This window comes from Streptomyces sp. JW3 (genome assembly GCF_052216785.1).
GTDB lineage: Bacteria > Actinomycetota > Actinomycetes > Streptomycetales > Streptomycetaceae > Streptomyces.
In genome coordinates, this window is record NZ_JBQOUX010000001.1 from 99,531 (window position 1) to 120,037 (window position 20,507).

The 20,507-nt window shown below is 71.9% G+C and carries 18 protein-coding genes; 11 read left to right on the forward strand and 7 right to left on the reverse strand.

Annotated features, from left to right (window positions below; genetic code table 11):
* The first annotated feature begins 2 nt into the window (after nt 1–2).
* On the forward strand, nt 3–464 hold the full coding sequence (locus tag ACTT8P_RS00555; protein WP_442829451.1) for a DUF5753 domain-containing protein: 462 nt from the start codon (nt 3–5) through the stop codon (nt 462–464).
* The gene (locus ACTT8P_RS00560; RefSeq protein WP_442829452.1) at nt 461–712 is read left to right on the forward strand and encodes a DUF397 domain-containing protein; all 252 of its coding nucleotides are present in this window, start codon (nt 461–463) and stop codon (nt 710–712) included. Before ACTT8P_RS00555 ends, ACTT8P_RS00560 begins: the two co-directional genes overlap by 4 nt.
* A gap of 39 nt (nt 713–751) precedes the next feature.
* Here ACTT8P_RS00560 and ACTT8P_RS00565 read toward each other — a convergent pair whose 3' ends face one another.
* Entirely contained in the window at nt 752–1,228 is a 477-nt protein-coding gene (locus ACTT8P_RS00565) for a MarR family winged helix-turn-helix transcriptional regulator (RefSeq protein WP_442829453.1), read from the reverse strand.
* A 176-nt stretch (nt 1,229–1,404) separates the two neighbouring features.
* On the opposite strand from ACTT8P_RS00565, the gene ACTT8P_RS00570 reads away from it, so the two are divergent.
* Entirely contained in the window at nt 1,405–2,373 is a 969-nt protein-coding gene (locus tag ACTT8P_RS00570; RefSeq protein ID WP_442829454.1) for an alpha/beta hydrolase, read from the forward strand.
* A gap of 243 nt (nt 2,374–2,616) precedes the next feature.
* Here the strand turns inward: ACTT8P_RS00570 and ACTT8P_RS00575 are convergent, their stop codons facing one another.
* Nucleotides 2,617–3,015 carry a winged helix-turn-helix transcriptional regulator gene (locus ACTT8P_RS00575; protein WP_442829455.1) on the reverse strand — a complete coding sequence of 133 codons (399 nt, stop codon included), beginning with the start codon at nt 3,013–3,015 and terminating at the stop codon, nt 2,617–2,619.
* Between the two features lie 113 nt (nt 3,016–3,128).
* Between ACTT8P_RS00575 and ACTT8P_RS00580 the strand changes: the two genes are divergently transcribed.
* Nucleotides 3,129–4,103, forward strand: a complete 975-nt coding sequence (locus ACTT8P_RS00580) for a quinone oxidoreductase family protein (RefSeq protein ID WP_442829456.1) — start codon at nt 3,129–3,131, stop codon at nt 4,101–4,103.
* A 50-nt stretch (nt 4,104–4,153) separates the two neighbouring features.
* Here the strand turns inward: ACTT8P_RS00580 and ACTT8P_RS00585 are convergent, their stop codons facing one another.
* The 3 genes from ACTT8P_RS00585 to ACTT8P_RS00595 form a co-directional block, all read right to left on the reverse strand.
* The gene (locus ACTT8P_RS00585; RefSeq protein ID WP_442829457.1) at nt 4,154–6,256 is read right to left on the reverse strand and encodes an acyltransferase family protein; all 2,103 of its coding nucleotides are present in this window, start codon (nt 6,254–6,256) and stop codon (nt 4,154–4,156) included.
* Nucleotides 6,257–6,323: 67 nt separating this feature from the next.
* Nucleotides 6,324–7,094, reverse strand: coding sequence for an SDR family NAD(P)-dependent oxidoreductase (locus tag ACTT8P_RS00590; RefSeq protein ID WP_442829458.1), 771 nt, complete (start codon nt 7,092–7,094; stop codon nt 6,324–6,326).
* A 41-nt stretch (nt 7,095–7,135) separates the two neighbouring features.
* Nucleotides 7,136–7,864, reverse strand: a complete 729-nt coding sequence (locus ACTT8P_RS00595; RefSeq protein WP_442829459.1) for an MOSC domain-containing protein — start codon at nt 7,862–7,864, stop codon at nt 7,136–7,138.
* A gap of 81 nt (nt 7,865–7,945) precedes the next feature.
* On the opposite strand from ACTT8P_RS00595, the gene ACTT8P_RS00600 reads away from it, so the two are divergent.
* On the forward strand, nt 7,946–8,845 hold the full coding sequence (locus ACTT8P_RS00600; protein ID WP_442829460.1) for a LysR family transcriptional regulator: 900 nt from the start codon (nt 7,946–7,948) through the stop codon (nt 8,843–8,845).
* Nucleotides 8,846–8,884: 39 nt separating this feature from the next.
* Here the strand turns inward: ACTT8P_RS00600 and ACTT8P_RS00605 are convergent, their stop codons facing one another.
* Nucleotides 8,885–9,220, reverse strand: a complete 336-nt coding sequence (locus tag ACTT8P_RS00605; RefSeq protein ID WP_442829461.1) for a WhiB family transcriptional regulator — start codon at nt 9,218–9,220, stop codon at nt 8,885–8,887.
* Between the two features lie 397 nt (nt 9,221–9,617).
* Here ACTT8P_RS00605 and ACTT8P_RS00610 point away from each other — a divergent pair, with 397 nt between their 5' ends.
* The 4 genes from ACTT8P_RS00610 (at nt 9,618) to ACTT8P_RS00625 (ending at nt 14,054) form a co-directional block, all read left to right on the forward strand.
* Nucleotides 9,618–10,229: a response regulator transcription factor gene (locus tag ACTT8P_RS00610; RefSeq protein ID WP_003948568.1), complete on the forward strand. Its 612-nt coding sequence runs from the start codon at nt 9,618–9,620 to the stop codon at nt 10,227–10,229.
* 335 nt (nt 10,230–10,564) lie between these two features.
* On the forward strand, nt 10,565–11,155 hold the full coding sequence (locus tag ACTT8P_RS00615) for a sigma-70 family RNA polymerase sigma factor (RefSeq protein ID WP_442829462.1): 591 nt from the start codon (nt 10,565–10,567) through the stop codon (nt 11,153–11,155).
* A gap of 150 nt (nt 11,156–11,305) precedes the next feature.
* A complete protein-coding gene (guaB, locus tag ACTT8P_RS00620; protein WP_442829463.1) occupies nt 11,306–12,811 on the forward strand; it encodes an IMP dehydrogenase in 1,506 nt (501 codons plus the stop codon).
* A gap of 118 nt (nt 12,812–12,929) precedes the next feature.
* Nucleotides 12,930–14,054 (forward strand): GuaB3 family IMP dehydrogenase-related protein, encoded by a 1,125-nt coding sequence (locus tag ACTT8P_RS00625; RefSeq protein WP_442829464.1) that lies wholly within the window; start codon nt 12,930–12,932, stop codon nt 14,052–14,054.
* Nucleotides 14,055–14,641: 587 nt separating this feature from the next.
* On the opposite strand, the gene ACTT8P_RS00630 is transcribed toward ACTT8P_RS00625, so the two are convergent.
* The gene (locus ACTT8P_RS00630) at nt 14,642–15,850 is read right to left on the reverse strand and encodes a nucleotide sugar dehydrogenase (protein WP_442829465.1); all 1,209 of its coding nucleotides are present in this window, start codon (nt 15,848–15,850) and stop codon (nt 14,642–14,644) included.
* 325 nt (nt 15,851–16,175) lie between these two features.
* Between ACTT8P_RS00630 and ACTT8P_RS00635 the strand changes: the two genes are divergently transcribed.
* The gene (locus ACTT8P_RS00635) at nt 16,176–17,882 is read left to right on the forward strand and encodes a glycerol-3-phosphate dehydrogenase/oxidase (protein ID WP_442829466.1); all 1,707 of its coding nucleotides are present in this window, start codon (nt 16,176–16,178) and stop codon (nt 17,880–17,882) included.
* A 456-nt stretch (nt 17,883–18,338) separates the two neighbouring features.
* Nucleotides 18,339–20,384 carry a protein kinase domain-containing protein gene (locus ACTT8P_RS00640; protein WP_442829467.1) on the forward strand — a complete coding sequence of 682 codons (2,046 nt, stop codon included), beginning with the start codon at nt 18,339–18,341 and terminating at the stop codon, nt 20,382–20,384.
* The last annotated feature ends 123 nt before the right edge of the window (nt 20,385–20,507 follow it).

The following is a 20,507-nucleotide window of genomic DNA, read 5'->3' on the forward strand; positions in this document are numbered from 1 at the left end:
ACATGCGAGCGGTTTTCGGCATGTGGCGTCCACTGCTGGACGCGGAGACTGTGGAACAGCGAATCGCTGCTCGTAAGGATCGACAGCAGTTGTTGTGCCGTGTCCCGAAACCGCTCCTCAGCTTCGTCATCGACGAGCACGTCCTTCTCCGGCCCCTTGGCGGACAAGAAGCGCACCGGGCGCAGTTGGAACATCTGCTGCTCGTCGGCCAGGAGCGGCACATCGAAATCCAGGTGATGCCGAATGGGCGCGAGGAGCACGCCGGTGTGGCGGGCCCGTTCACGTTGATCCTTGCCAAGGGAGGGCGCAGGATGGCATACACGGAGGTGCAGAGCGACAGCACCCTCTACTCGGAGCCCACAAAGGTCCAGGGTTTCGAATCCACGTACGGGGTCCTTCGGGCGCAGGCCATGACCCCTCGTGAGTCGTTGACCTGGGTCGAGAAGCGCTTGGGAGAGATGTGAAGGACACGGATCAGATAGCCGGACCGACCTGGGTGAAAAGCAGTTACAGCGCGGGTGACGGCGGCCAGTGTGTGGAGGTCGCCTGGATAAAGAGCAGCCACAGCGCAGGCAATGGCGGTGACTGTGTCGAGGTGGCGAGCGCGGACTCATCCGTGCTGATACGTGACTCCAAGCGCCCGCGAGAGGCCCGCCTCTCCATCGGCGTCGATGAGTGGGCGGCGTTCGTGCGGATGGCCGCGCGCGGCTGAGGCGAGGAAGTGAGGGGCGGCCGGTTGCCCGGCCGCCCCTCACTGAGCCGGCCCTCGCCCCGACACATTGGCCGTGATCAGCCGCAGCAACTGCTTGGCCATGGCGTCCTGTTCCGGCGTCAGCCCCATCGCGTCCCCGATGGCGAGCGGGACCTCGGCGGCCCGTTCCTGGAGGGCGGCCCCGGCCTCGGTGAGGCGGATGGCGACGGATCGCTCGTCGTCGGCCCGGCGCTCGCGGCGCAGCAGACCGGCCGCCTCCAGGCGCTTCAGCAGCGGGGAAAGGGTGCTGGACTCCAGCTGGAGCGCCGCCCCCAGATCCCGGACGGAGATCGAGTCCCGCTCCCACAGCACGAGCAGGACGAGGTACTGCGGATAGGTCAGACCGAGCGCGTCGAGCAGCGGGCGGTAGCGCGCGGTGACCGCGCGGGAGGCGGCGTACAGGGCGAAGCAGAGCTGGTCGTCCAGGAGCAGGGACCCCTGCGGGGACGAGGGCGGTTCGGTGGGGGGCGTGCGCACGGTGCGGCTCCCGGGTCGGGCACGGTTCACGGCACGTCCATCCTATCGGATTCCTGTCGACCACAAATAAGTTGCGCGCGACTTAGTAGGGCGCTACTTTTCTTCCTGTGCCGCCGCTTCCCGGTGATCCCGCCGGTGGAGTCTTCCGGCCGCACGCCCGAACCGAGGAGTCCGCCATGAGCGAGGCAACCCCCGCCGGTCCCGTCCTGGAGCCCGCCGCCCAGGCCTTCGTCGAGGCCACCGCGAACCCGCCCTACCTGTTCGACCTCGGCCCCGCCGAGGGCCGCAAGGCGGTGGACGAGGTCCAGTCCGGCGAGACGGCGCTGCCCGCCGTCGACGAGGAGTGGATCACCGTCGCCGGCGGTCCCACCGGCCAGGTCCGGGCCCGGATCGTCCGCCCCGCCGGTGCCGAGGGCACCCTGCCGGTGATCCTCTACATCCACGGCGCCGGCTGGGTCTTCGGCAACGCCCACACCCACGACCGCCTGGTCCGCGAACTCGCCACCGGCGCGAACGCCGCCGTGGTCTTCCCCGAGTACGACCTCTCGCCCGAGGCCCGCTACCCGGTCGCCATCGAGCAGAACTACGCGGTCGCCCGCTGGATCGTCACCGAGGGCGCCGCCAAGAACCTGGACGGCACCCGCCTCGCGGTGGTCGGCGACTCCGTCGGCGGCAACATGACCGCCGCCCTCACCCTGATGGCCAAGGAACGCGGCGACGTCCCCCTCGTCCAGCAGGTTCTCTTCTACCCGGTCACCGACGCGAGCTTCGACACGCCGTCCTACCACCAGTTCGCCACCGGCTACTTCCTGCGCCGCGACGGCATGCAGTGGTTCTGGGACCAGTACACGACCGATCCCGCCCAGCGCGCCGAGATCACCGCGTCCCCGCTGCGCGCCACCACCGAGCAGCTCACCGGCCTGCCCCCGGCCCTGGTGATCACCGGCGAGGCCGACGTGCTGCGCGACGAGGGCGAGGCGTACGCCAACAAGCTGCGCCAGGCCGGCGTACCCGTCACCGCCGTGCGCTACCAGGGCATCATCCACGACTTCGTGATGCTCAACGCCCTGCGCGAGACCCACGCCGCCGAAGCCGCCATCACCCAGGCCGTCACGGCCCTGCGCACCGCCCTCGCGGGCGGCTGAGCCCGCCCGTCGAGGTCCGGTCCCCTGAGCCCTGCTCCAGGGGCCGGGCCGAGCGACCGGGCCTCCCGGCCGGGCGGGCCGGCACGCGCCCGGCACCACGGCGAGCACTGCTCGCGGCCGCTGGTTGAGGTCCGTCCGATGTCTGGTGCGTGGACCAGCGCGTGGTTCCGGAGCTTCACGTGGGTGCCGATCCGCACGCCGGTCCCCGGCGGCGCCCGCCTGAGCTGTGCGGGAGCCTCGTCATCAAGCGTGCTCGGCAGCCGTCGTGCCCTTGCTGGTGTTGTGGTTCCCGTACGCGTCCCGGGCGGCCAGCAGGGCGGGCATGTGGTCCGCCGCCCAGCGCCGGCCGGCTGCGATGAGTTCGAGCAAGGTGCGACCCAGCGCGGTCAGTTCGTACTCCACTCGGGCGGGAACCTCGGCGTAGACGGTACGGGTGACCAGCCCATCGCGTTCCAGCGCTCGCAGGGTCTGGGTGAGCACCTTCAGGGTGGAGGCACGCAGGGGAACCCGGAGTTCGGAGAACCGCCGTGGCCCCTGCTCCAGACACAGGATGACCATGGCGGACCATTTGTCACCGACCCGGATCGGCATCGCACTGCTCGGGCAGGCCGGATGGAACATGTCGGGATCAAGCGGTCGCACCAGTACCCCCGTGGTAGCCAGATACCCTTGAAGTAACCATTATGTCGCGCACTACCTTCGCGTCGGCGGCGCAACCGATCGCCGCCTCTCCGGATCATTGATGCGAGGGAAGCATGCGTGCTGTCCGATTCCATGACTACGGATCACCCGACGTACTGCGCGTCGACGAAGTGCCCGTTCCCCAGCCGGGTCCTGGGCAGTTGCTGGTCCGGGTCACCGCCGCGGGCATCGGGTTCGCCGACGTCCAGATCCGGGCCGGGCTGATGCGGCAGACGGCCTTCCCCGATCTGCCGATGCCGTTCTCACCGGGCTTCGAGGTGGCGGGCACCGTGGCGGATGTCGGGCCCGGCGTCGATCCCGCGATGGTCGGCAGGCGGGTGGTGAGCGCCACTTCTGGTGGCGGTTACGCCGAGCTGGCGGTGGTGTCCGCCGCCGCGGCCCTGCCCTGCCCCGACGCCCTTGACGACCACCGGGCTCTGGCGCTGCTGGGTCAGGGTTCGACCGCGGTCGGGGTGATCCGGGCCGCAGCGCTGCGAGCGGGCGACACCGTACTGGTCGAAGCCGCCGCGGGCGGTGTCGGCAGCCTTCTGGTGCAGTTGGCCGGGCGGGCCGGCGCCACTGTGATCGGCGTTGCCCGAGGTGAGCGGAAACTGGCCGTGGCCAAGCGGCTCGGCGCGCACACAGTGATCGACTACACCGAGCCGGACTGGCACGAACAGGTCCGCGACGCGGCACGCGGCAGCGTCCAGGTGGTCCTGGAGACCACGGGCGGTTCGGTGTCGGAGGCCGCGTTCGACCTGCTGACCCCCGGCACCGGGCGCATGGTCGTCTACGGCACGACCAGCGGGCAGGCACCGCGCTTCGACCCGCTCGCGGTGTATCACCGAGGCGTCGCCGTGACCGGATTCGCCTCCATGGCCCTGACAGCGGACCAACAGGCCCGACTGCGCGACGAGGCGTTCGCCCTGGCCTCCAACGGGGCACTCAAGCCGGTCATCGGTGCTGTCCTGCCGCTGTCGAAGGCCGCCGCAGCGCATCAGGCCTTCGAGGACCGCACCACCATCGGCAAAACCCTCCTCGCACCCTGAACCCGGACCACCACCTCCACCGCCCGTCCGCCCGTCCGCCCGTTGTCCCGTCACACCGCCACCGGCAGCTCCCCCTCCAGCCACCCCGTCATCGTCCGCACATACGTGGCCGTCAGATGATCGTCGTTGCGGTACACCACCACGCTGCCGATGACCGCCGGGCACTCCCCGTCCCGGCAGAGCATCGACGTCGGGTCGATCAGGGACGCGCCGCCGACCTCCCGCGTCGCCACCTCGCCGACCTGTTCGAAGCCGAGCGCGGCGCTCTTCGCGGTGGCGCAGTCGGCCAGCGAGTCCATCGCGCCCGAGACACAGGACGGCACGTCCTGCTCAGGGTGCGGATTGTCGGCGAACGTCAGTACGTCCGCCCCCGTCCCGGTCAGGCGCCGCAGGGTCTTCGCGTAGCCCTCCTCGGTGAGTTCCGCGCCCGCTGTCTCGCCGAGCCGCCTGCCGTCGCTCACCACCGGCGTGGTCGCCCGCGCCCCGGTCACCACCAGGGCCGGCTGCTCGTCCTCGAGGTGCGTCAGTGCCGTCTCCCGCCAGGTGTCGCACTCGGTGTACGCCCGCTTCAGCTGCGTCGCCCACATCGTCACCTCGGCCGGTGAGCAGGCCGACTTGGTCAGCACCTCCAGGCGCCAGCCGCGCCGCTCGGCGATGCCGCGCAGCGCCGGTGCCCACTGCACCGCGTGCGAGTCGCCGAACAGCACCACGGTGGTGTCGGAGGACGTGTCGCCGTAGACGCAGCCCGACGCGAGGGCCGTGTCCAACTGGTCCACCAGACAGTCGTCGTGCGCCGCGTCCACGTCGTCCTCGGCCGACTCCGGCAACGGCCGCAGCGCGTCGGCGCTGCGCTGGAGTCCGGTGTCGCCCGCCGCCAGCACCGCCGCGCCGGGCGCGTCCACCGCCTCGGCCAGCCGGGTGCGCGGCACCGCCGTCCAGGACACCGCCCCGCACAGCACCGCGCCCGCCGTGCAGGCCGCGCCCAGCACCAGACCGGAACGGTGCGCCCGGACCGCCCGCTCGGGGGCGTGCCGGAAGCGGTTCTCCACGTAACGGTGGGTCAGCGCGGCCGGTATCCAGGACAGCGCGACCGCGAGCAGCGCCACCGACAGCGGCGGCTCGCCCAGCCACACCGCGGTGAAGGCGAGGAACGGCCAGTGCCACAGGTACCAGGAGTACGAGATCCGGCCGACGTACCGGACGGGGGCGAGGGAGAGCAGGCGGCCCGCCGGGGTGTCCACGGCCACCGCGCCGGCCGCGAGCACCGCCGCCGCACCGAGCACCGGCAGCAGCGCCCACGGCCCGGGGAACGCGGTGTCCGCCCCGAACCGCAGCGCCGCGCCGCCGATCACCGCGACCCCGGCGAGCCCCGTCGCCCCGGCCGCCCACCTGGGCACCCGCCGCCACCAGCCGCCCGGCACCAGTGCGAGCAGCCCACCGGCCGCCAGCTCCCAGTACCGGGTGCCGGTGGAGAAGTACGCCGCTCCGGCCGCCTGCCGGGTGAGAGTGACGGCGTACCAGAAGGAGCCGGCCGCCGTCACCGCGAGCACCCCGGCCAGCCAGGGCCGTACGCCCCGGCCGCGGCGTCGGCACCACCACGCCACCGCGATCAGCAGCAGCGGCCACACCACGTAGAACTGCTCCTCGACCGCCAGCGACCAGAAGTGCTGCACCGGGCTGGCCGCGGTGCCCAGCGCCGAGTAGTCGACCGCCTCGGCCGCCTGCCGCCAGTTGACGGCGTACAGCGCGGCGGTGACCACGTCCAGGAACACGCCGCGCAGATCGGCGGGCGGGACCAGCAGCCAGGCGGCCAGCACCACCGCGGCCAGCACGGTCAGGGCGGAGGGCAGCAGCCGGCGCATCCGGCGGGCGTAGAACCCGGTCAGCGAGACCCGGCCGGTGCGGCCCAGTTCCCGGACCAGCAGGCCGGTGATGAGGAAACCCGAGATCACGAAGAAGACGTCGACGCCGGCATAGCCGCCGGCCAGCCGGTCCGCACCGGCGTGGTACAGCAGCACCAGCCCGATCGCGAGCGCCCGCAGCCCCTCGACGTCGGGCCGGAAGCCGGGGCGGGCCGCGGGTACGGAGCCGGGTCTGTGCCGGGGCGGCACCACCTCCGGCGCCGCACCGCTCCCGCTCCCGTTTCCGCTCATGATCCGGCCGTCGTACATCCCCCTTCGCTATCACCCGCGGCTGTGCGCCCCCACCAAATGCCGGGGACTACTGCGGTCCGTACTTCCGGGTCCGCGAGCTGACCGCCCCCAGCACGCCCCGCGGCACCAGCTTCGCCGCGCCCATCAGCGCCTTGTAGCGGGGGTCGGGGATCGACAGCGACTTGCCCCGGGCCAGATCGTCGAGGGCCGCCGCGACCAGCTTGTCGGCGTCCAGCCACATCCAGTTCGGGATGGTGTCGGTGCCCATCCCGGCCCGCTCGTGGAACTCGGTACGGACGAAGCCGGGGGCCAGCGCCATCAGCCGTACGCCGCTGCCGGCCAGGTCCCGCGCCGCGCCCTGCGTGAACTGCACGACCCACGCCTTGGAGGCGCCGTACGTGCCGCGCGGGACGAAGGCGGCGACCGAGGCCACGTTGACCACGCCGCCCCGGCCGCGCTCGCGCATCGCCTCGGCCGCCGCCGACGTCAGCCGCAGCACCGCCTCGCAGTGCACCTTGAGCATCCGCAGCTCGTCGGCCATGGCGACGTCGAGATAGCGGCCCTTGTTGCCGAAGCCGGCATTGTTGATCAGCAGGTCGACCGGGTTCTTGCGGTCGCCCAGCCGGGCGGCCACCGCCTCGATGCCCGCGTCCTCGGCCAGGTCGGCGGTCAGCACCTCGGCCTCGATACCGTGCCGGTCGTGCAGCTCGGTCGCCTGCTCACGCAGCCGTTCGATGTTCCGGGCGACCAGCACCAGGTCGTGCCCGTCGGCCGCCAGCCGCCGCGCGAACGCGGCGCCGATGCCTGACGTCGATCCCGTAATCAATGCCGTTGTCATGGCGCAACATTAGTGACCCGGACTGTCCGCGTCCGGATCGCTCACCGAGCCTTCGACCAGTGAAGCGCCGGTGAAGGAGCGACAGCACTTTCTCCCCCGGTACGCGCGCTCGTCCGAAGCCCGTCGGCGTACGCCCGCGCCTTGGCCAGCGCCACCGGATGCAGGGCCTCGCCCGCCGCCAACAGCCCCGGCAGCAGCTCCCGCTCGGTGGTCACCGCGCGGAACTGCGTCGCCACCGTCACCTCGTGACCGGGCCGGTGCACGATCTCGACCGGGTCGCCCGCCCGCACCTCGCCGGGCACGATCACCCGCAGGTACGCCCCGGGCGCGCCCTTCTGCGTGAACCGCTTCACCCAGCGTTTCTCACCCAGATGGCCCTGGAAGGTGCGGCACGGGATGCGCCCGCTGGTGACTTCGAGGACCAGGTCCGGGCCGATCCGCCAGCGTTCGCCGATCAGCGCCCCGCAGACGTCGACGCCGACGGTGGTGAGGTTCTCGCCGAACGCGCCGGAGGGCAGGGGACGCCCCAGTTCGCGCTCCCAGTCGTCGAGGTCCTCGCGGGCCACCGCGTACACCGCCTGGTGCTCGCCGCCGTGGTGCCGGGTGTCGCAGACCGTGTCCCCGGCGACCCCGCTCGCCCCGTCCGGGCCCGGCGCCGCGATCCGCACCGGCCCGGCGGCCGGCCGCTTGTCGATGCCGGTCACCCCCTGCGGATGATCCGTGTACGGCACGGTTTCGGGACGGCCCAGATTCACCGACAGAAGCCTCATGGCGGCACGGTAGACGAGCCTTCATCAAAGCGTCGACGTATTTATCGCGCCCGTATCAAAGGTTCGCTTATCCTCGACGGTGTGATCGAGGCCCGTCATCTCCGCGTACTGCGTGCCGTGGCCGCCACCGGCTCCTTTTCGGCGGCGGGGCGCGAACTGGGCTGCACCCAGCCCGCCGTCAGCCAGCAGATGAAGGCCCTGGAGGCGTCCGTCGGCACGCCCCTGCTGGTCCGCGGTCCGCGCGACATGCGGCTGACCCAGGCCGGCGAGGCACTGGTCCGGCACGCCGCGGGCATCCTCGCCGGGCTGACCGCCGCCGAGGAGGAGGTCGCCGCCATCGCCGGGCTGCGGGCCGGCCGGGTCCGGCTGGTCTCCTTCCCCAGCGGCAGCTCCACCCTGGTCCCCACCGCGCTGGCCGCGCTGCGCGCCGCCCACCCCGGCACCCGGGTCTCCCTGGAGGAGGCCGAACCGCCCGCCTCGGTCGAACTGCTGCGCGAGGGCGACTGCGATGTGGCGCTCACTTTCCGTTACGAGGGGGCGGCCGGCGGCGCCGAGGAGTGGGACGACCTCGTGGTCCGGCCGCTGCTGACCGACCGGCTGGTGGCCCTCGTCCCCGAAGGGCACGCGCTCGCCCGCGCGGAGTCCGTCGCCATCGGGGAGCTGGCCGAGGAGCCGTGGATCGCGGGCTGCCCGCGCTGCCGGGGGCAACTGGTCGAGGTGTGCGAGACGGCCGGTTTCGCCCCCCGGATCGACTTCGCGACCGACGACTACCCGGCGGTCGTCGGCCTGGTCGGGGCCGGCCTCGGAGTCGCCGTACTGCCCCAGCTCGCGGTCGAGTCGGTACGGCCGCGCGGTGCCCGCACGGTGCGCCTGGAGCCGGCCGTGCGGCGCGAGATCGTCGCCCTCACGCTGCCCGACCTGGCACAGGTGCCGGCCGTGACGGCGACGCTGGACGAGCTGGAGCGGGCCGCGGGGCGCTGACGCGCGCGTGCCACGCACGGCGCCCGGAGAAACGTTCCTTCAGCTGTTCGGGGCGGTGTCCGCGCCGCCGGCCACCGACGCCGCCGGCACCAGCCGGTTGCGCGCCCGCCCCATGAGTTCCTCGCGTTCGTCCTCGGTCAGGCCGCCCCACACGCCGTACGGCTCGCGCACCGCCAGCGCGTGCGCGGCGCACTCGGCGCGCACCGGACACCGCATGCAGACCTCCTTGGCCGAGTTCTCACGAGCGCTGCGGGCCGCGCCGCGCTCCCCCTCGGGATGGAAGAAGAGCGAGCTGTCCACCCCGCGGCAGGCGGCCAGCAACTGCCAGTCCCACAGGTCCGCGTTAGGTCCGGGAAGGCGGGAGAAATCTGCCATTGCGTGACCTCTTGTAACCGATATGGGTGGATGCCAGGGGCCCAGCATCCACGACCGTACAACTACGATCTAAGGAGATGAAAATATGACTCATTGCGAATCTAGTGCCAGACACCTCCAAAGCGGAAGAAAAGCGTCTAAATGGGGCACGGGTTGTGGTGAAAGGTTGAGGGTCTCCGCGCGTGACTGCGTTGTGTCCGGCCCCTCACGTAGAGTGCCGAAGACGACACACAGCCCCGTAACTCTTTCGAGTGACCGTCGTTGAGAGGGCGGAGGCGGTTGCAGGAACAAGCGCTCGGGCCGGCGTCCGAGACGGTGACCGCACAGGTGACGATTTCGTACCAGCCTGGAGGCTCAAGGTGACGCGCAGCAGCTGTGAGAGCCGCGGAGGACAGCCATGACATCCGTCCTCGTCTGCGACGACTCCCCGCTTGCCCGAGAGGCGCTCCGCCGCGCGGTCGCGACCGTGCCCGGCGTCGAGCGCGTGACGACGGCGGCCAACGGCGAGGAAGTCCTCCGCCGCTGGGGTGCCGACCGCTCGGACCTGATTCTGATGGACGTGCGCATGCCCGGTCTGGGCGGTGTCGAGACGGTCCGGCGGCTGCTGTCCGCCGACCCGGGCGCGCGCATCATCATGCTCACGGTCGCCGAGGACCTGGACGGCGTGGCCCTCGCGGTCGCCGCCGGCGCCCGTGGCTATCTGCACAAGGACGCCTCGCGCGCCGAACTGCGGGCCACGGTCACCCAGGCGCTCGCCGACCCGACCTGGCGGCTCGCCCCCCGGCGGCTGCGCTCGGCCGAGATGGGCGCCGCGCCCACCCTCACCGCACGCGAGATCCAGGTCCTGGAGGGCATGAGCCACGGCCGTTCCAACGCGGAGATCGGCCGTGAGCTGTTCCTCTCCGAGGACACCGTCAAGACGCACGCCCGGCGGCTCTTCAAGAAGCTCGGCGCCTCGGACCGGGCACACGCGGTGGCGCTCGGGTTCCGGTGGGGCCTGGTCCGGTAGGGCCTGTCGGATGACAGGCCCCAGGGGCAGCTCCGTGCGGCGGAGACCCACGGGACCGGGCTCCGTGCGGCGGAGACCCACGGGGCCCGGCGGAGGTGCGACAGACCCCGCTTACCGCCAGGTGAGCGGGGGTGACAAGCCGAACCGCCGGGTGCCCGCTGCTCGTTTCGGCGCCGATGCCGCATCCTTGAGGTGTGGAGTTCCTCGGGGACGAGTCGGTCGAGCGGGAGGGGAGGGCGCAGGGGATGAGTTCCGGCGCACCTGCTCATAACGCTTCGGTGCACAACAACGGACGCGGCGGAGCGGACCAGACGGCCGCAAGGCACCATGGACCGATGCGTGACGACGAGACGGCCCCCGGGCAAGGGGGAACAGTCGGTGCGCTCGTCCACCGCGCCGTAGACGGGGACGAGCAGGCCACGCACGACCTGCTCGCCCATGTTCATCCCCTCGCGCTGCGCTACTGCCGCACCCGGCTGTCCCGGCTGCCCGGCGACGCGCGTCACTTCGTCGAGGACCTCGCCCAGGAGGTCTGCGTCGCCGTACTCCTCGCGCTGCCGCGCTACAAGGACACCGGACGCCCGTTCGAGGCGTTTGTCTTCGCCATCGCCGCCCACAAGGTCGCCGACCTCCAGCGCGCCGCGATGCGCGGCCCCGGCTCCACCGCCGTCCCCTCCGACGAGATGCCCGAGCGGCCCGACGACTCGCTCGGCCCCGAGGAGCGCGCCCTGCTCAGCAGCGACGCCGAGTGGGCCAAGAAACTCCTCGCCAACCTCCCCGACAACCAGCGGGAACTGCTGCTGCTGCGCATCGCGGTCGGGCTCACGGCCGAGGAGACCGGCCAGATGTTGGGAATGTCACCCGGCGCGGTCCGCGTGGCGCAGCACCGGGCGCTGAGCCGGCTCCGGGCCCTGGCCGAGCAGTAGTTGCTCCGTTCGTCACTTCGGTGAACGGGCGGCCCGCCGCTTTCGTACGAACCTACGGCTGTCCGGGTTGCCATGATCGTGGAATGAGACACCCGCACTTCCCGTTAGCATGGACATCCGCACCGATCAAGGCCATTTGGGGAAGGTGTCATGACTGCGAACGTCGACGGAGTGCCCGGTAAATTCGCGACACTCGGGCTGACCTACGACGACGTGCTGCTGCTGCCGGGCGCCTCCGAGGTGCTTCCGAACGCGGTCGACACCTCGTCCCGCATCTCGCGCAACGTCCGGGTCAACATCCCGCTGCTCTCCGCGGCGATGGACAAGGTGACCGAGTCCCGCATGGCGATCGCGATGGCCCGCCAGGGCGGCGTCGGCGTGCTGCACCGCAACCTGTCCATCGAGGACCAGGCCAACCAGGTCGACCTGGTCAAGCGCTCCGAGTCCGGCATGGTGGCCAACCCCATCACCATCCACCCGGACGCCACCCTCGGCGAGGCCGACGCGCTGTGCGCCAAGTTCCGGATCAGCGGCGTGCCGGTCACCGACGACGCCGGCAAGCTGCTCGGCATCGTCACCAACCGTGACATGGCCTTCGAGACCGACCGGGCCCGCCGGGTGCGCGAGGTCATGACGCCGATGCCGCTGGTCACCGGCAAGGTCGGCATCTCCGGCGTGGACGCCATGGGGCTGCTGCGCCGCCACAAGATCGAGAAGCTGCCGCTGGTCGACGACGCCGGCGTGCTCAAGGGTCTGATCACGGTCAAGGACTTCGTCAAGGCCGAGCAGTACCCGGGCGCCGCGAAGGACGCCGAGGGCCGGCTCATCGTCGGCGCCGCCGTGGGCGCCAGCCCCGAGGCGCTGGACCGGGCCCAGGCGCTCGCCGAGGCCGGCGCGGACTTCCTGGTCGTCGACACCTCGCACGGCCACAACAGCAACGCGCTGAGCTGGATGGCCAAGATCAAGTCGAGCGTCGGCATCGACGTCATCGGCGGCAACGTCGCCACCCGGGACGGCGCCCAGGCGCTGATCGACGCCGGTGTGGACGGCATCAAGGTGGGCGTCGGCCCCGGCTCCATCTGCACCACCCGGGTCGTCGCCGGCATCGGCGTCCCCCAGGTCACCGCCATCTACGAGGCGTCGCTGGCGGCCCGCGCGGCCGGCGTCCCGCTGATCGGCGACGGCGGCCTCCAGTACTCCGGCGACATCGGCAAGGCGCTGGCCGCCGGCGCCGACACGGTGATGCTGGGCAGCCTGCTCGCGGGCTGCGAGGAGTCGCCGGGCGAGCTCCAGTTCATCAACGGCAAGCAGTTCAAGTCGTACCGCGGCATGGGCTCGCTGGGCGCCATGCAGTCCCGCGGCCAGGGGAAGTCGTACTCCAAGGACCGCTACTTCCAGGCCGAGGTCGCCTCCGACGACAAGCTGGTGCCCGAGGGCATCGAGGGCCAGGTGCCCTACCGCGGCCCGTTGGCCAACGTGCTGCACCAGCTCGTCGGCGGTCTGCGCCAGACCATGGGATACGTGGGCGCGGCCACCATCGAGGAGATGGAGTCCAAGGGCCGGTTCGTGCGGATCACCTCCGCCGGCCTCAAGGAGAGCCACCCGCACGACATCCAGATGACGGTCGAGGCACCGAACTACAGCCGTAACAAGTAGGCAGCCGTAAGCAGCGGCGATCTTCCCGAGGGCGGCCCCGGAGCGACCGGGGCCGCCCTCGTTCTGCCCGTCGGGGATACTGGAAGACGCTGCAACGCATGAGGGAAAGGCCACACACGTGACTGAGATCGAGATCGGGCGCGGCAAGCGCGGCCGCCGGGCGTACGCCTTCGACGACATCGCCGTCGTCCCCAGCCGCCGTACGCGAGACCCGAAGGAGGTCTCGATCGCCTGGCAGATCGACGCCTACCGCTTCGAGCTGCCGTTCCTGGCCGCCCCCATGGACTCGGTCGTCTCCCCGGCCACCGCCATCCGCATCGGCGAACTGGGCGGCCTCGGCGTACTGAACCTGGAAGGGCTCTGGACCCGCTACGAGGACCCGCAGCCGCTGCTCGACGAGATCGTCGGCCTGGACTCGGAGACCGCGACCCGCCGCCTCCAGGAGATCTACGCCGCCCCGATCCGCGAGGAGCTGATCGGGCAGCGCATCAAGGAGGTGCGCGACTCCGGCGTCGTCACCGCCGCCGCGCTCTCCCCGCAGCGCACCGCGCAGTTCTCCAAGGCCGTGGTCGACGCGGGCGTGGACATCTTCGTCATCCGCGGTACGACCGTCTCCGCGGAGCACGTCTCCGGTGCCGCCGAGCCGCTGAACCTGAAGCAGTTCATCTACGAGCTGGACGTCCCGGTGATCGTCGGCGGCTGCGCCACCTACACCGCCGCCCTGCACCTGATGCGCACCGGCGCGGCCGGTGTCCTGGTCGGCTTCGGCGGCGGCGCCGCGCACACCACGCGCAACGTGCTGGGCATCCAGGTCCCGATGGCCACCGCGGTCGCCGACGTGGCGGCGGCCCGCCGGGACTACATGGACGAGTCCGGCGGCCGGTACGTGCACGTGATCGCGGACGGCGGGGTCGGCTGGTCCGGCGACCTGCCCAAGGCGATCGCCTGCGGCGCCGACTCGGTGATGATGGGCTCCCCGCTGGCCCGCGCGACGGACGCGCCGGGCCGGGGCCACCACTGGGGCATGGAGGCCGTCAACGAGGAACTGCCGCGCGGCAAGAAGGTCGACCTCGGCACGGTCGGCACGCTGGAGGAGGTCCTCACCGGGCCGTCCCACCACCCCGACGGCTCGATGAACCTGTTCGGCGCCCTGCGCCGCGCGATGGCCACCACCGGCTACAGCGAGCTGAAGGAGTTCCAGCGGGTCGAGGTGACGGTGGCGGACTCGCAGCATCGGCGGTAGCCGGCAGCCGGCAGTCGGTGTCGGCAGTTGGTTGTACGGAGGCCGGTCGTCCCTGGTGGGACGGCCGGCCTTCTTGTTGTTCGTGCGCTCGGCGTCCGGTGTCCGGCGGGCCGGGTACGGGGGCGCGCAGGGTGTCCGGGGGGCGCATGGTCGTCTTCGGGGCGAATACGCCGGGTGGCGCCGTCGCGCGCCGGTAACGTCCGTGTCCGGCGGCCCAGTTCTCTGGGACGCCCCCTTCCAAGGAACGCGTTCCGGACCCCGTCCCCTCGGGGCCCGGCCCGAATTCCAGACGCGCCGCCCACCGGGCTGACGGCGGCATCGTGGAAGGGGGCGTGCCCATGGGACGTCACCGCAAGCCCACCCGCTGGGACCGGATCCGTCTTCGGATGGTTCAGTGCCGGAGGAGGTGGATCTTGCGGATTTTCGGATGGTGAGCGGCCACCCCTATGCGAACTAGGGGTGGACACTCCGTGATCCATCTTGGAGTCCATCGCAGTACCCGCTGCGGTGGGCTCCGCCCCTACGGTACCCACGTAGCGCCCCGTCCACCACCAACCCCGTGGCACGACCGGCCTCCGCGCGCCCCTTCACAACCGGTGCGCCGCCCCCGTGGGCGTGGCTCCCCGGGTGTCCAGCAACAACTGGGCCTTCACCGAGAGGCCCTGGAGGTCGTACGTGCGGTGCTGCTGGAGGAGGATCGTCAGGTCGGCGGCGGCGGCGGACTCGTAGAGGGAGTCGGCGCGGGGGATCGGGCGGTCGAGGACCGTCCAGGCCGGGATGTGCGGGTCGTGGTAGCTGACCGCGGCGCCCATCGAGATCAGCCGGGTCGCGACCTCCTGGGCCGGGGTGCCCTGCTGGTCGGCGAGATCGGCCTTGTACGTGACGCCGAGCAGGAGCACGCGGGCGCCGCGCGCGGACTTGCCGTGCTCGTTGAGGAGGGCGGCGGCGCGCTGCACGACGTAGCGGGGCATCTGGCTGTTGACCTGCTGGGCGAGTTCGACCATGCGCAGGCTGCGGGGGGCGTGGCCGGTCAGGTCCTGGGGGACGGAGTGGCCGCCGACGCCGGGGCCGGGGCGGAAGGTCTGGAAGCCGAACGGCTTGGTCTCCGCGCAGCGGATGACGTCCCAGAGGTCGACGCCGAGGTCGTGGCAGAGGACGGACATCTCGTTCACCAGTGCGATGTTCACATGGCGGAAGTTGGTCTCCAGGAGCTGGACCGTCTCCGCCTCCCGCGGGCCACGCGCGCGTACCACCTTGTCGGTGAGGCGGCCGTAGAAGGCGGCGGCCGACTCGGTGCAGGCGGGGGTGAGGCCGCCGATGACCTTCGGCGTGTTCGTGGGAGTGAAGTCGCGGTTGCCGGGGTCGACCCGGCTGGGGGAGTAGGCGAGGTGGAAGTCGCGCCCCGCGCGCAGGCCGGAGCCGGTTTCGAGGAGCGGGCGGAGGAAGTCCTCCGTGGTGCCGGGAGGGACGGGTGACTCCAGGATCACCGTGGTGTGCGGGCGCAAATGTGCCGCCAGGGTGCGTGCGGCCGCCTCGACCTGGCCGAGGTCCGGGCCGCCGCCCTCGCCCGGCGGGGTCGGGGCGCAGATGACCGCCGTGCGCACCCGGCCCAGCTCGGCCGGTCCGGCGGCCGTCCGGAAGCCCCCGGCGAGCATGCGGCGCAGTTCGGCCGGGGACAGGGAGCCGGCCTCGGGGCCGGTCCGGTAGCCGAGGGTGGGGAGGCCGGCGGCGATGGCGGCCTGGGCCAGGGGCAGGCCGTAGGGACCGAGTCCGATGACGGCGAGATCTGCGGGCATGGCGTGGGCCGTCCTTCCCAGTAGCCGGAGCGGGACAGGTGCGCAAGCCCTGTGGACAGGACGGGCGAGCACAACGTCAGACTAGGAGTAAATATGACCGATTTGTGGGATTGGTCGACCGAGTTTCGGTGAGTGTTGGCGGCGGTACTGGGGCTCCGTCTGCCGGGAGCGCCCGCTGAGGTTGTCCACAGGGCACGGGTGCGTGTGGCTGAAGTCGGGCAACCCGGTCAGAATCTGGGCATGGGGGGTACAGGGAACGACCGGGCTTCGCCTGTCGGACGGGTGCGGCCGACGCGACCGATCAACGGATGAGCGGGAGGCAGCGGTGAGGACAGCGACACTGGGCCCGGCGCAACGCGCGGAGTCGCTCGCGGCCATGGCCGAGCGAGAACTGGACGTGCTGGTCGTCGGCGGCGGCGTGGTGGGCGCGGGCACCGCCCTGGACGCCGTCACCCGCGGCCTGTCCACCGGACTGATCGAGGCGCGGGACTGGGCGTCGGGCACCTCCAGCAGGTCGAGCAAGCTGATCCACGGCGGCCTGCGTTATCTGGAGATGCTCGACTTCGCCCTGGTGCGGGAGGCACTGAAGGAGCGCGGGCTGCTGCTGGAGCGGCTGGCCCCGCACCTGGTGAAGCCGGTGCCGTTCCTGTACCCGCTTCAGCACACGGGGTGGGAGCGGCTGTACGCCGGTTCGGGCGTCGCGCTCTACGACGCGATGTCGATGGCCCGCGGGCACGGCCGGGGGCTGCCCACGCACCGCCATCTCACGCGCCGTCACGCTCTGCGGGTGGCACCGGCGCTGAAGAAGGACGCCCTGGTCGGCGCGCTTCAGTACTACGACGCGCAGGTGGACGACGCCCGCTTCGTGGCGACCCTGGTGCGCACCGCGGCGTCGTACGGCGCGCCGGTCGCCAACCGCGCGCGGGTGACCGGTTTCCTGCGCGAGGGCGAGCGGGTCGTCGGCGCCCGGGTGGAGGACGTGGAGGGCGGCGGCGAGTACGAGATCCGCGCCAAGCAGATCGTGAACGCCACGGGCGTGTGGACCGACGACACGCAGTCGCTGGTGGGGGAGCGCGGGCAGTTCCACGTCCGGGCCTCCAAGGGCATCCACCTCGTCGTCCCCAAGGACCGCATCAACTCCTCGACCGGGCTGATCCTGCGCACCGAGAAGTCGGTGCTGTTCGTCATCCCCTGGGGCCGGCACTGGATCATCGGCACCACCGACACCGACTGGGACCTCGACAAGGCCCACCCGGCCGCCTCCAGCGCGGACATCGACTACCTGCTCCAGCATGTGAACTCCGTCCTCTCCGTGCCGCTGACCAGGGACGACGTCCAGGGCGTGTACGCGGGGCTGCGCCCGCTGCTGGCCGGCGAGTCGGACGCCACCAGCAAGCTGTCGCGCGAGCACACCGTCGCCCACCCGGCGCCGGGGCTGGTCGTGGTGGCGGGCGGCAAGTACACGACGTACCGGGTGATGGCCAAGGACGCGGTCGACGAGGCCGTGCACGGACTCGACATGCGGGTCGCCGACTGCGTCACCGAGGACGTGCCGCTGCTGGGCGCCGAGGGCTTCTCGGCCCTGTGGAACGCGCGGGCCCGGATCGCCGCCCGCACCGGCCTGCACGTCGTCCGGGTGGAACACCTGCTGAATCGGTACGGCACCCATGCCGAGGAGGTGCTGGAACTGATCGCCGCCGACCCCTCGCTCGGCGATCCGCTGCCGACCGCCGACGACTATCTGCGCGCCGAGATCGTGTACGCCGCCTCGCACGAGGGGGCCCGGCACCTGGATGACGTGCTCACCCGCCGCACCCGCATCTCCATCGAGACCTTCGACCGGGGCACCCGCAGCGCCCGGGAGGCGGCCGAGCTGATGGCGCCGGTGCTGGGCTGGGACAAGGACCAGATCGAGCGCGAGGTCCAGCACTACGAGAAGCGGGTGCAGGCCGAGCGGGAGTCGCAGCGCCAGCCCGACGACCTGACCGCGGACGCGGCGCGGCTGGGGGCGCCGGACATCGTGCCGTTGTGATGCTCGTGGGGCCGTAGCGGTCGCTGCGGTCGGATCGACCGCATTCACTCGAACGGGTGTCTGCGGTCGGGATATCCGAGCGAACTCCGGCCGTTCTACTGGGTGCGGGGGCAGGACTCGGCGGTGGGTCTGCACACGGTGACACCGCAGGGGACCAGGGGAGGAGGTGCCGGACAGACCCAGTCGGACGGGCAGATGCTTCTCCACGGGGTCCGGGGGCGACGGACGGGATGGGAGCGAGCGGGACCAGAACCACGGGGAGGGACAGAAGCGTCCGAAGCGGTGGCATCACGGTTCCTCCCTCGTCGCACCCGTCATGGGCGGCGCGACGGCCGGTTCACCGGACCGTCCGGGACGTGGGACCGTGGGGCGCGGCCAGGGGCACCCTGGGCGTCGAGCACTTGTCGGGTGAGAGACAATGAAGGCTCTGTCAGGGCGGGTTGCATGAGGGGACGCATGTCGGAGGCGGAGCGGGCGGGGACATCCCGTCAGGACAAGAGCGCACGTCTCCTCGCCGGGCGGTACCGGCTGGGAGACGTGCTCGGCCGCGGCGGCATGGGGACGGTGTGGCGGGCCCAGGACGAGACCCTGGGACGCACGGTCGCCGTCAAGGAGCTGCGGTTCCCGACCAACATCGACGAGGAGGAGAAGCGGCGCCTGATCACGCGGACGCTGCGCGAGGCCAAGGCGATCGCGCGGATCCGCAACAACAGCGCCGTGACGGTCTTCGACGTGGTCGACGAGGACGACCGGCCGTGGATCGTGATGGAACTCGTCGAGGGCAAGTCGCTCGCCGAGGTCATCCGGGAAGACGGCCTGCTGGAACCGAGGCGGGCGGCCGAGGTGGGGCTGGCCGTGCTGGACGTGCTGCGGTCCGCGCACCGCGAGGGCATCCTGCACCGCGACGTGAAGCCGTCCAACGTGCTGATCGCCGAGGACGGCCGGGTCGTGCTCACCGACTTCGGCATCGCCCAGGTCGAGGGCGACCCGTCCATCACCTCCACCGGCATGCTGGTCGGCGCTCCCTCTTACATCTCCCCGGAGCGGGCCCGCGGGCACAAGCCGGGACCGGCCGCCGACCTGTGGTCGCTGGGCGGGCTGCTGTACGCGGCGGTGGAGGGCACCCCGCCGTACGACAAGGGCTCGGCGATCGCCACGCTCACCGCCGTGATGACCGAGCAGTTGGAGGAGCCGAAGAACGCCGGTCCGCTGCGGGACGTCATCTACGGACTACTCACCAAGGACCCCGCCCAGCGGCTCGACGACGCGGGCGCCCGCGCACTGCTCAACAAGGTGATCCACGCGCCCGCGAGCACGCCGGCCGAGCCGATGGACGCGACCAAGGTCGTGCCGCTGCCCGCCCAGCCGGACGAGCGGTCCGGGAGCAGGCGGGGCGAGGAGGCCGGGGAGCGGCTGAAGGGCGCGCTGCGCTCCGTGCGCAAGGCCGCGGTCTCGGCCGGAGCGGCCGGGGCGGCCGCCGGTGCCCGCGCCAAGTCCCGGAGCGGGTCCGCCACCACTGGCTCTGCCGCCACTGGCTCCGCCGCCACTGGCTCCGCCACCACCGGGACCGGCACGGGCGGGTCGGCGGGTGCCGCGGCGGGCGGCGCCGGTGCGACGGCGGCCACGCCGGCCGCGTCCGGCGCGGGAAGCGGGAACGCGGCGGCGGGCGGCCGGAGTTCGGGCTGGCCCGTGATGACGCCGCCGGACCTGCCGTCCCGGCCCGCGCCGAAGGCATCCCTCACCGACGTGGTGCCGCGCCGCACCCTGGTGATCATCGCGGTGGTCGTCGTACTGGCCGTGCTCGGCACCGTGCTGGCCCTCACGCTGGGCGGCGACGACGGCGAGAACAGCGCCGGCGGTGCCGGGACCACGGCCTCGGCCACCACGGGCGACGAGACCAAGCAGGACGACGGCACGGACGGCGCCGGGTCGCCGGGCGCCACCCCGGACGGCTCGACGGGCGCGGAGGCGAGCGCGTCCGACGGAGCGGGCACGGGCGGTTCCGCAGAGAACACGGCGGACACGGAGGACGAGGACGGGGACTCGACGGAGTCGGCGGACTCCGACGACGGAGCCGTTTCCACGCACGAGGGCGACCAGGGGTACGAGATAGGACTGCCCGAGGGCTGGAAGTACCAGACCACGGGCTCCTCGGGCGACCGGTTCACCGGTCCGGACGGGCAGAAGCTGCTCGTCGCCTGGACGTCCACGCCGAAGGACGACCCGGTGGCGGACTGGAAGAACCAGGAGCGGTACATGACGCGCTCCCAGTACAAGAAGATCCGCATAGAGGAGGTGGACTACCGGGGGTGGAACGCGGCCGACTGGGAGTTCACCTATGTGGACGGCGGCACCAAGTACCGCACGACCGACCGGGGATTCGTCGTCGACGACGAGCACGGCTACGCGCTCATGTACACCGCCAAGGCCGCCGACTGGGGGACTGACCAGCGCCGGGAGACCTGGCAGACGCTGACGAAGTCCTTCGAGCCGGCCCCCTGAACCCGCCCCGCGCCCGGCGTGCGCGGGTTTGGTGGCGCCGATATCTGGTGACACCTCTTTGCGGGTTGCCTCCGGCACGTATCGTGAGTGCTTGCGGACCGTACGCAGCAACAACGGGACGCG